The organism is Ovoidimarina sediminis (assembly GCF_032586175.1).
GTDB lineage: Bacteria > Pseudomonadota > Alphaproteobacteria > Rhodobacterales > Rhodobacteraceae > Ovoidimarina > Ovoidimarina sediminis.
In genome coordinates this window covers 70,654-80,031 of record NZ_JAWHTE010000022.1, presented here as the reverse complement: position 1 = coordinate 80,031, position 9,378 = coordinate 70,654, and the positions used below count along the sequence as shown (strand labels likewise).

The following is a 9,378-nucleotide window of genomic DNA, read 5'->3' as shown; positions in this document are numbered from 1 at the left end:
ATGGTGATGTCAGGCTCGGCTTCCACGCGTGCTCTGAGCCAATCCGAGACCGCATCCAGCTTGCTGCGGCGCGGTCGCCCCTGAGGCGCAGCCTTGACCCCACCCGTTCGCTTCTTGCGCTGCACAATCCGAACAGCGCTTGCCGCCGATATACGCAAGCGTCGCGCTGCTTCGTGGCATGAAAGGCCTTCATCGACCAGCGCCACGACCCGCTCCCGAATGTCCAGCGACAGTGATTTGCCCATGACCCACCTCCAAATATGGTGAATCACAAAATCAACGCTGTGGGAATCCCATCGATTCAGGTTTTCGGGACGACGCTCTAGTGGCCATTGTCGGCGTGCATCAGGCAGAGAACTGCCGCAAAAATGGCTGGGCCCCATGAGGCAATGAATTGCGGGCACGAGGTGTCTGACTTCGCGCGATCTCGATGAACGGCTCGTTTCACGAGGGATTGTTTGCCTTGGGATTTGGGCGAAATTGTCAGTTTTTCGATTTCCGGGTAGGTGAGGCGGGCTTCCCCGCTCCTATGTTTCCGACAAACAAAACGCCGCCCCGAATTGCCGGAGCGGCGTATGGCTTTTCATTTGAGCGCCTTCTATGAGGCGGTTTCGTCGTCCTCGTCAGCGGCTTCTTCTGCAGCTTCGGCCGGGGTCTCGATGTCGTCGTCGACATCAAGTTCCTCGAGTTCGGCGGCGCCGATGTCGTCGAAGAGTTCGGCGATCTCAAGCTCTGCCTCAGCCTCTTCTTCGGCGGCCAGATCCTGGATCGACTTGCCCTGGGCCTGAAGCTCGGCCTCTTCAGCCGAACGGGCGACATTAAGGCTGATTTCGACCTCGACTTCGGGGTGGAGGACGACGGTCAGACCGTGAATGCCAAGTTCCTTGATCGGGCGAGAGAGTTGGATCTGCTTGCGATCGACCGAGAAGCCGGCCTCGGTGGCGGAATCGGCGGCGTCACGGGTAGTGACGGAGCCGTAAAGCGCACCTGCGTCCGAGGCGGAGCGAATCACGATGAAGGTTTCGCCTGCGAGCTTCTCTGCCAGAGCTTCCGCATCTTTCTTGGTTTCGAGGTTGCGCGCCTCGAGTTGTGCCTTCTGTGCCTCGAAAGCCGAGATGTTTTCCGGCGAAGCCCAGAGCGCTTTTTTCTGAGGCAGAAGATAGTTGCGGGCATAGCCGTCCTTGACGGTCACGACCTCGCCCATCTGGCCGAGCTTGGCGACTCGTTCGAGAAGAATGACGTCCATCGGAACCTCCTTACTTCACGGCGTAGGGCAGAAGGGCGAGGAAACGCGCGCGCTTGATAGCACGGGCGAGTTCACGCTGCTTCTTGGCTGAAACGGCGGTGATGCGCGACGGAACGATTTTGCCGCGCTCCGAGATGTAGCGCTGCAGGAGGCGAGTATCCTTGTAATCGATCTTCGGCGCGTTTTCGCCAGAGAACGGGCAAACCTTACGGCGACGGAAAAATGGTTTAGCAGCCATATCTTATCGATCCTTTTTAACGCCGTTCACGGCGACCGTCACGGTCGTCACGCTTCTGCATCTGGATCGACGGGCCATCTTCGTGGTTATCGACCTTGATGGTGAGAACGCGCATCACGTCATCGTGGAGACGCATCAGACGTTCCATCTCCTGCACGGCAGGCGCAGGGGCGTCAGTGCGCATGAAGGCGTAATGACCTTTGCGGTTCTTGTTGATCTTGTAGGCCATCGTCTTGACCCCCCAGTATTCCTGGTGGTCGACCTTTCCGCCGTTGTCGGTCAGCACGGCGCTGAAATGTTCGATGAGCCCTTCGGCCTGCGCGTTGGACAGATCCTGACGCGCGATAAAGACATGCTCGTAGAGCGGCATGGCTTCTCCAGTATTGTTCGAGCGCACTTCAAAGCCCGGGTTTCAGGTCGCCGCGGCCGGGACACGAGAGGCTGCGCTGGTGCATGATGTTTGCGGCAACCGAGCGCTTATACACAGCTTTCCAAGTGATGCAAGGCGTCGGTCTAGCTGTCGCGAAACGGACCGCCTTAGGCCGCATTCTGACCAACTTCATTGTCAAAAGTCAGTCGCAGAGGGTTCCCGTCCAACGTGGCGGGATTCGTTAGCGGGTGAATTCGATGGCGATGGCACAGACTGCGCAGACCGGGCCGATGGTGACGGAAACCTACTGGGGTTACACCATCCGCGATCCAGAAGATCGCTTCGACAGTGAAACGCTTGTCGAGATCATGTTGCGGTTCCTGGGCCTGATCCTTGTGATGTCGGCTTATGGCCAGTGGCTTCTGCCGGCATCGATCTTCCCGGGCGACGCCTTCCTGACGAAGGCCTGCCTTGCCTTCGTATTCGGCGCGGGCGGGGTTGCGATCTATTACTACGGCAGCCGTGGTCTTCAGACCGAGGTGCATATCGATCTTGCACGGCGGGAGCTGCGCTTGTCGCGCCGTAACTGCCGGGGGCAAAGTCGTCTTAAGCATGTGGTGCCGATGGCAAAAGTCGAAAGCGCATATCTCAAGAGGGATGAGGGAGTGCCGGGGAAGGCGCACCTTTTCTTGCGTTTCGCAGGCCGTCGTCAGCCGGTGGAGGTGGCGAACGGGCGGGAGACGGATCTGACGGTACTCCTTCGCAGGCTTTCCGTCGACTTGCGCCCGATGCATGAGCGGGTTGACCACAAGCTGGCGAAATCCGCGCTTTTTCAGTCGAGCCGCCTGGCCTGAGCGCCTCATCCTGATCTGATTTTCACGAACTGAGCCCCTCTGCGGGGATATCTGCACGGCTTGCCGCTCTGCCTTGGAGGCGGTAGAGCAAAAGAAAGACCGCAAATACAAAACAAGGGGGAGGGGCAGTCGATGCGTGCATTCGTATTTCCCGGGCAGGGCGCACAGGCCGTCGGCATGGGCCATGATCTGGCCGGGGCCTATCCCGAGGCCAAGGCTGTGTTCGACGAGGTCGACGAGGCGCTTGGCGAAAAGCTTTCCTCTCTCATCTGGGACGGCGATATCGAAACCCTAACCCTGACCGAGAACGCCCAGCCCGCCCTTATGGCGACTTCTATGGCGGTTCTGAGGGCGCTCGAAAGCGAGGGCGTCGGAATCGGGACTGCTGCGTTCGTCGCAGGGCACTCACTTGGCGAGTATTCCGCGCTTTGCGCCGCTGGTGCGCTGACCCTCAGCGACACCGCGCGACTGCTAAGAGCAAGAGGCAAGGCAATGCAGGCGGCGGTCCCGGTGGGGGATGGTGCGATGGCCGCGGTCCTCGGGCTCGATCTCAACGCCGTTCAGGCGCTGGTGGAGGCCAATGCGCAGGGCGATTGCCTGGCCGCGGCGAACGATAATGATCCGGCGCAGGTTGTTATTTCCGGCACCCGGGAAGCTGTGTCGCGCGCTGTGGAGAATGCGAAGGCGGCCGGCGCGAAGCGGGCGCTTCTTCTTCCGGTGAGCGCACCGTTCCATTGCGCAATGATGGCTCCAGCCGCGACAGAGATGGCTGAAGTCATCCGCGGCGTGGAGATAAAGGAGCCGGTTGTGCCGGTCGTCTCGAACGTGCGCGCATGCGGCGTGACGGATCCATCGATCATCCGTGACCTGCTTATAGAGCAGATCACCGGTTCGGTCCGCTGGCGCGAAAGCGTTATCTGGATGGCCGGCGAGGGGGTTGGCGAGTTCTGGGAGATCGGGGCCGGCAAGGCGCTATCAGGCATGGTTCGCAGGATAGTGAAGGACGCGGACGTGCGGGTGGTCGAGACTGCCGATGACATCCGCGCGGCTGTGGAGGCCTGATCGCCGCATTGGGTGACGGAAACACGAGAAAAAACGAGAGGAACATGCATGTTCGATCTGACGGGGAAGGCGGCGCTCGTCACCGGAGCATCCGGGGGTCTTGGTGCGGAGATTGCCAGAACGCTTCACGGCGCCGGGGCGACTGTCGGGCTGTCGGGGACGCGCGAGCAGCCGCTTGAGGCTCTGGCGGCCGAGCTTGGAGAGCGGGCCCATGTTCTTCCGTGCAACCTGAGTGACGCGGAGGCGGTCGACGCGCTGCCGAAGGCTGCCGCCGAGGCGATGGGATTGGTCGATATACTTGTCAACAACGCCGGGATCACGCGGGATCAGATTTTCATGCGGATGTCCGACGAGGAGTGGCAGAGCGTGCTCGACGTCAACCTGACTGCGTCGATGAAGCTGATGAAGGGCGTGATCCGGGGAATGATGAAGGCGCGTTGGGGGCGGATCGTGAACATCTCTTCCGTGGTCGGAGCGACCGGGAATCCCGGTCAGGCCAACTACGCGGCCTCAAAGGCAGGGATGGTTGGCATGTCGAAGGCTGTGGCCTACGAGGTAGCAAGCCGGGGGATTACCGTGAACTGTGTGGCACCCGGTTTCATCACGACGGCTATGACCGACAAGCTAACTGATGACCAGAAAGCTCAGATTCTGACGCAGGTACCGGCGGGTCGCATGGGGGAGCCTGTTGAAATCGCAGCGGCGGTTCTTTATCTGGCGAGCGCTGAGGCAGCGTATGTCACTGGCACCACGCTGCATGTAAATGGTGGGATGGCGATGCTGTAGCGTATCGCCTAGTCAGAAGGCGAATACATTTGCCTTCGATGGCGTCTGTGTTATAGGCGCCTCAGATTCCGGGCGGGGGGAGACTTTGCCCGACCTCATGCGGCAGATTTTATGCCGCTAAATCAGGGGCCTCGAGCCCGAACATCAAGCGGGCATGGCCCCGGGGAACTGTGAGGACATATATATGAGCGACATCGAAGATCGCGTGAAGAAAATCGTCGTCGAGCATCTGGGTGTGGAAGAAGACAAGGTGACCGAGAATGCCTCGTTCATCGACGACCTGGGTGCGGACAGCCTTGATACGGTCGAACTCGTCATGGCGTTCGAGGAGGAATTCGGGATCGAGATTCCGGATGACGCGGCTGAGACGATCCAGACCTTCGGCGATGCGGTGAAGTTCATCAAAGAAGCGTCCTGACCCGAGCAGTCCGGATTTCAGAGTTTGGGGCAGCGCCCGTTATGCGGGCGCTGTTTTCGTTTCCGGTGCGGTCACGATACTCTTGTGCCGGCGGAGCAGGTCGCGAAGGGCTTGACGGCTCAGAGCGGGTCGGAATTCGACCCCATAGTAGAACTCGTTGGACCACCGCACTATCGCGGTCTGTTTGAGACCATTGTGAGCAAGTGTCAGGCGCGTACCGCGGCTGATCTCTCCCCCTCCCGAAAGCTTCATTCCTGAACGGCTGATATCTAGGGCGCTAGCTGTCCAGCGCTCTCCACCGCCTTCTCGCTGGATCATAACGGTGGCGACGTAGTGATGGCGTGGCGAGCGGCGCGGTTCAAACCGGCGATAGAGCATGTAGGCCAGGCCGGACAGTGCAGCCGCGCCCAGGATTGACCCGAGAAAAATCATCAGTGACCTCATGGCATAGGGAGATTTGCCCGAACTTTCGCCACGCCAGTATGGAGCCGAAGGGCGATTATCCATCCTGTCGGCGACTTCGGGCGATTCAGGGCGCCTAGGCAAGCACCCGGATTGGTCGATAGCGGCACCGAGTTCGGCAAGTGCACGGGAGAGGTCGCGGTCGGCAGCTTGCTTGCCGCCGGATGTGACGCTGGCTGCATCGAGCGCGGAGGTCAGCCGAGAGAGGGCAGGGCGGAAGCGTGGCGCGACATCGCCCTCAGGCGGAAGTTCGTAGGTCAGCACGGCGCGGAGGAGGGTGCGGGACACATCCCCGTCCCCCGCATCAGCGATCCCTGCGACAAGGCTGCCCACGCGATCAAGCTGTGTCGATCCCGCACAGGAAGCGGACGCCCCCGATGCCGCGAGGTAGGCGAGACCGGTGGCGACGAGCCGCAGGAAATGATAGGCTGGTTCACGCGCCATAACGCCAAGACAATGCCGCGTTTGCGTTTCTGAACGGTTACGATCCGCGAACGTCCCTTTTCCGTCGCGCAGCAAAGTTCCGGCGTCGTTTCCGGCCCTGCAGTCCGTACCCAACGCGATAAGTGTACCGCCGTTCGCCCCATGGAAGGACCCTGAAATGATCCTGTATCCGACTATCGAATTTCTTAACGGAAAACCGGTCAGCCTGCGCCGTGGCCGGATCGAAGAACCCCAGCAGTGGGAGGTCGATCCCGTGGAGACAGCGATGTCCTTTGCCGAGGCCGGCGCGGAATGGATGCACGTCACGGATTTCGACGCGATGTTCGGGGATGACAATAACGTCGAACTGATCGGCACCATTATCCGCAAGGCAGGAATTCCCGTTCAGGTGTCGGGCGGTTTCCGCACGGAAGAGCGGATCAGGCGCTATCTCGATCTAGGCGCAGGCCGGATTGTTATGGGAACCGTTGCTACGCGTTATCCCGGCTGGGTGCGAAGCATGACGAAATATTTTCCGGATCAGATCGTGCTTTCGGTTGATGTCTGGAAGGGCCAGATCATGGTCGACGCCTGGCGGGAGGCTTGCGCGATCGAACCGTCCGCGTTGATCGAGGAATTCGCAGAGGTCCCCCTGGCGGCCATCAAGATCACCGATATCGACAATGATATCGACGCCACTGAAGCCAGCCTTGGCGTCATATCGGGGCTTGCCGTGCACGCGAATGCGCCTGTGATTGCCTCGGGCCTCGTGCATACGGTCGACGACATCGCCCGTTTGAAATACGTGCCCAACATTGCCGGTGCGCTAGTTGGCCGGGCATTGGTGAATGGGACGCTCGATCTGGCCGAAGCGCTTGCCATCGCCCAGGGACCGCGCGAGCGAACCGCCGAGTTCATCTAAGCGCACCGCCGCGCAGGAGGCGAGGAGCGCAATTGCGCGCGCCCGCGCCCCCGTGTATCAGACAAGCGACTTGAACTTGTCGAAAAAACAAGGGGGCAGCATGCGTCGAGTGGTCGTCACCGGGCTTGGAATGGTCACGCCTTTGGGCTCTGGCGTGGATCCGACATGGCGGAGGCTGCTTGCGGGCGAGTCGGGGGCCGGCACGATTGCGCGGTTTGATGCGGGCCATCTTGCGACGACCTATGCATGCGAGATACCCCGCGGTGACGGGTCGGACGGAACCTTCAATCCGGATGACTGGATGGAGCCCAAAGAGGCCCGCAAGGTCGATGAGTTCATCCTGTATGCAATGGCAGCGGCCGATCAGGCCGTGACCGATGCCGGATGGACTCCCGAGGATGAGGAAGCCCGGCTGAGAACAGGTGTCATGATCGGTTCGGGCATCGGGGGTCTTTCGTCGATCGCGGACACGGCGATCCTTCTTAAGGAACGGGGGCCGCGACGCGTTTCTCCCTTCTTCATTCCCTCCGCCCTGATCAATCTCGCCTCCGGCCAGGTGTCGATCCGCTACGGGTTCAAGGGGCCCAACCATTCTGTGGTGACGGCGTGTTCGACCGGCGCGCATGCGATCGGTGACGCCGCGCGGCTGATCAAGTGGGGCGACGCTGATGTGATGATCGCAGGTGGTGCCGAGAGCCCTATTTGCGAGATCGGGATTGCGGGCTTCAACGCTTGCAAGGCCCTGTCGACCAAACGCGGCAACGAACCGGAGCGCGCCAGCCGACCCTATGACGCTGATCGGGACGGGTTCGTCATGGGTGAGGGCGCAGGCGTCGTCGTTCTGGAAGAGTTGGAGCACGCGCGCGCTCGGGGTGCAAAGATTTATGCCGAAGTACTGGGCTACGGCCTGTCTGGCGACGCCTATCACATCACTGCGCCCTCGGAGGACGGGGAGGGGGGCGAAAGGTCGATGCGCGCTGCGCTGAAAAGCGCGGGGCTGGAGCCGGCGGAGATCGACTATATCAATGCCCACGGCACCTCGACCATGGCCGATACGATCGAACTGGGCGCTGTCGAACGGTTAATGGGCGATGCGGCCTCGAAGGCGACCATGACGTCGACGAAATCGTCGATCGGACATCTTCTCGGGGCGGCAGGCGCGGTCGAGGCGATCTTTTCGATCCTCGCGATCCGTGATCAGGTGGCGCCCCCCACCATCAATCTCGATAACCCTGCAGTGGAGCCAAAACTCGACCTTGCGCCGAATGCGAAGCGGGAACGCGAAATCAACGTGGCTTTGTCGAACTCTTTCGGCTTCGGTGGCACGAACGCCTCTCTCGTTCTTGGTAGGGTTTCCGACTGATGTGGAAGCATTTTGTCGCCAACGTCCTGACGGTTCTCATCGTGGGATTGATCGCCCTTGGCGGTTTCATTGCCTGGGCGCAGCGGCAATACGTGGCCGAAGGACCTTTGGATGCCGCGATTTGCGTTCAGGTCGAGCCCGGCACGACGATGCGGCGGGTTTCGGCAAACCTGGAGGAACAGGGCGCAATCAGCAATGGGTCGATCTTCCGGGTCGGCACTGACTACACCGGGAAAGCGAGCGAACTTAAGGCTGGATCGTTCCTAGTGCCGCCCCGCTCTTCTATGGCGGACATCGTGGACATCCTGACGCGAGGAGGACGGTCCACCTGCGGTACCGAGGTTGTCTATCGGATCGGGGTGAACTCTGAACTCGTGCAGGTGCGTGAGCTTGATCCGTCGACCAACCGTTTCGCAATCATCGCGGAGTTCGATCCTGCGCCAGAGGAAGGCGCGGAGGAGCCCGAAGCCGAGGCTCTTGCAACATACGAAGAGATTCGGGAGGCGGCGGATACCCGCTACCGTGTGGCTCTTGCCGAGGGGGTCACGAGTTGGCAGGTCGTCGAAGCGCTGAAATCGGCTGATTTTCTGACGGGCACAGTCGAAGATCTTCCTGCGGAAGGAACCCTCGCACCTGACAGTTATGAGGTTACGGCTGGTTCGGATATCGCGTCGCTTCTGGCCGCGATGGCGGAGCGTCAGGCTGAACGCCTTGACGCAGCGTGGCAGAACCGGGCTAGCGATTTGCCGATATCCACGCCCGAAGAGGCCCTGATCCTCGCGTCGATCATCGAGAAGGAAACCGGGCAGCCAGAGGAACGAGGGCAGGTTGCAAGCGTCTTCGTAAATCGGCTGCGTCGTGGCATGCGTCTTCAGACCGACCCGACGGTCATCTACGGGGTGACAGACGGGCGCGGCGTTTTGGGTCGCGGGATCCGGCAAAGCGAACTGGACCGCGAGACGCCCTGGAACACGTACCTGATCGACGGGCTTCCGATCACACCGATTGCGAACCCCGGGTTGGCAAGTATCGAAGCCGCACTGAATCCGGACGAAACGCCCTATATCTTCTTCGTGGCCGATGGAAGCGGAGGCCACGCGTTCGCAGAGACACTCGCCGAGCACAACGAGAACGTCGCCCGGTGGCGTGAGATCGAAGCGGAGCGGCAGGAGAACTGAGGTCTGGCCGAGAAGGCGGAAACCAAGGCGATCGGAATGCGTTGAATACCCCCAGC

General features: G+C 60.8%; 12 protein-coding genes. 7 read left to right on the top strand and 5 right to left on the bottom strand.

The genetic code is table 11. The features are described 5' to 3' along the window. From RXV90_RS20245 to rpsF, 4 genes are all read right to left on the bottom strand, one after another. Window positions 1-245: helix-turn-helix domain-containing protein (locus RXV90_RS20245; protein WP_316651144.1), on the bottom strand; the 245-nt coding region annotated here is incomplete at its 3' end. A 353-nt stretch (window positions 246-598) separates the two neighbouring features. Beyond that, window positions 599-1,246, bottom strand: a complete 648-nt coding sequence (rplI, locus tag RXV90_RS20240; protein WP_316651141.1) for a 50S ribosomal protein L9 — start codon at window positions 1,244-1,246, stop codon at window positions 599-601. A 10-nt stretch (window positions 1,247-1,256) separates the two neighbouring features. Continuing rightward, window positions 1,257-1,484, bottom strand: a complete 228-nt coding sequence (rpsR, locus tag RXV90_RS20235; RefSeq protein ID WP_005608650.1) for a 30S ribosomal protein S18 — start codon at window positions 1,482-1,484, stop codon at window positions 1,257-1,259. 16 nt (window positions 1,485-1,500) lie between these two features. Continuing rightward, entirely contained in the window at window positions 1,501-1,854 is a 354-nt protein-coding gene (rpsF, locus tag RXV90_RS20230) for a 30S ribosomal protein S6 (RefSeq protein ID WP_316651124.1), read from the bottom strand. A 257-nt stretch (window positions 1,855-2,111) separates the two neighbouring features. Here rpsF and RXV90_RS20225 point away from each other — a divergent pair, with 257 nt between their 5' ends. The 4 genes from RXV90_RS20225 to RXV90_RS20210 all read left to right on the top strand — a co-directional run bounded on the left by RXV90_RS20225 (window position 2,112) and on the right by RXV90_RS20210 (window position 4,974). Beyond that, window positions 2,112-2,708: a hypothetical protein gene (locus RXV90_RS20225; RefSeq protein ID WP_316651123.1), complete on the top strand. Its 597-nt coding sequence runs from the start codon at window positions 2,112-2,114 to the stop codon at window positions 2,706-2,708. Window positions 2,709-2,840: 132 nt separating this feature from the next. Beyond that, entirely contained in the window at window positions 2,841-3,770 is a 930-nt protein-coding gene (fabD, locus tag RXV90_RS20220) for an ACP S-malonyltransferase (protein ID WP_316651121.1), read from the top strand. Between the two features lie 48 nt (window positions 3,771-3,818). Continuing rightward, a complete protein-coding gene (fabG, locus tag RXV90_RS20215; protein WP_316651119.1) occupies window positions 3,819-4,556 on the top strand; it encodes a 3-oxoacyl-[acyl-carrier-protein] reductase in 738 nt (245 codons plus the stop codon). A gap of 184 nt (window positions 4,557-4,740) precedes the next feature. Then, window positions 4,741-4,974, top strand: a complete 234-nt coding sequence (locus tag RXV90_RS20210) for an acyl carrier protein (protein WP_120001821.1) — start codon at window positions 4,741-4,743, stop codon at window positions 4,972-4,974. 39 nt (window positions 4,975-5,013) lie between these two features. On the opposite strand, the gene RXV90_RS20205 is transcribed toward RXV90_RS20210, so the two are convergent. After that, window positions 5,014-5,880 (bottom strand): PilZ domain-containing protein, encoded by an 867-nt coding sequence (locus RXV90_RS20205; RefSeq protein WP_316651115.1) that lies wholly within the window; start codon window positions 5,878-5,880, stop codon window positions 5,014-5,016. A 157-nt stretch (window positions 5,881-6,037) separates the two neighbouring features. Here RXV90_RS20205 and RXV90_RS20200 point away from each other — a divergent pair, with 157 nt between their 5' ends. The 3 genes from RXV90_RS20200 (at window position 6,038) to mltG (ending at window position 9,322) form a co-directional block, all read left to right on the top strand. Further along, complete coding sequence (locus RXV90_RS20200; protein ID WP_316651113.1) at window positions 6,038-6,781, top strand: 1-(5-phosphoribosyl)-5-[(5-phosphoribosylamino)methylideneamino]imidazole-4-carboxamide isomerase; 744 nt, start codon at window positions 6,038-6,040, stop codon at window positions 6,779-6,781. 100 nt (window positions 6,782-6,881) lie between these two features. Beyond that, a complete protein-coding gene (gene fabF, locus RXV90_RS20195) occupies window positions 6,882-8,144 on the top strand; it encodes a beta-ketoacyl-ACP synthase II (RefSeq protein ID WP_316651111.1) in 1,263 nt (420 codons plus the stop codon). After that, on the top strand, window positions 8,144-9,322 hold the full coding sequence (gene mltG, locus RXV90_RS20190) for an endolytic transglycosylase MltG (RefSeq protein WP_316651109.1): 1,179 nt from the start codon (window positions 8,144-8,146) through the stop codon (window positions 9,320-9,322). Before fabF ends, mltG begins: the two co-directional genes overlap by 1 nt. Window positions 9,323-9,378: the final 56 nt, after the last annotated feature.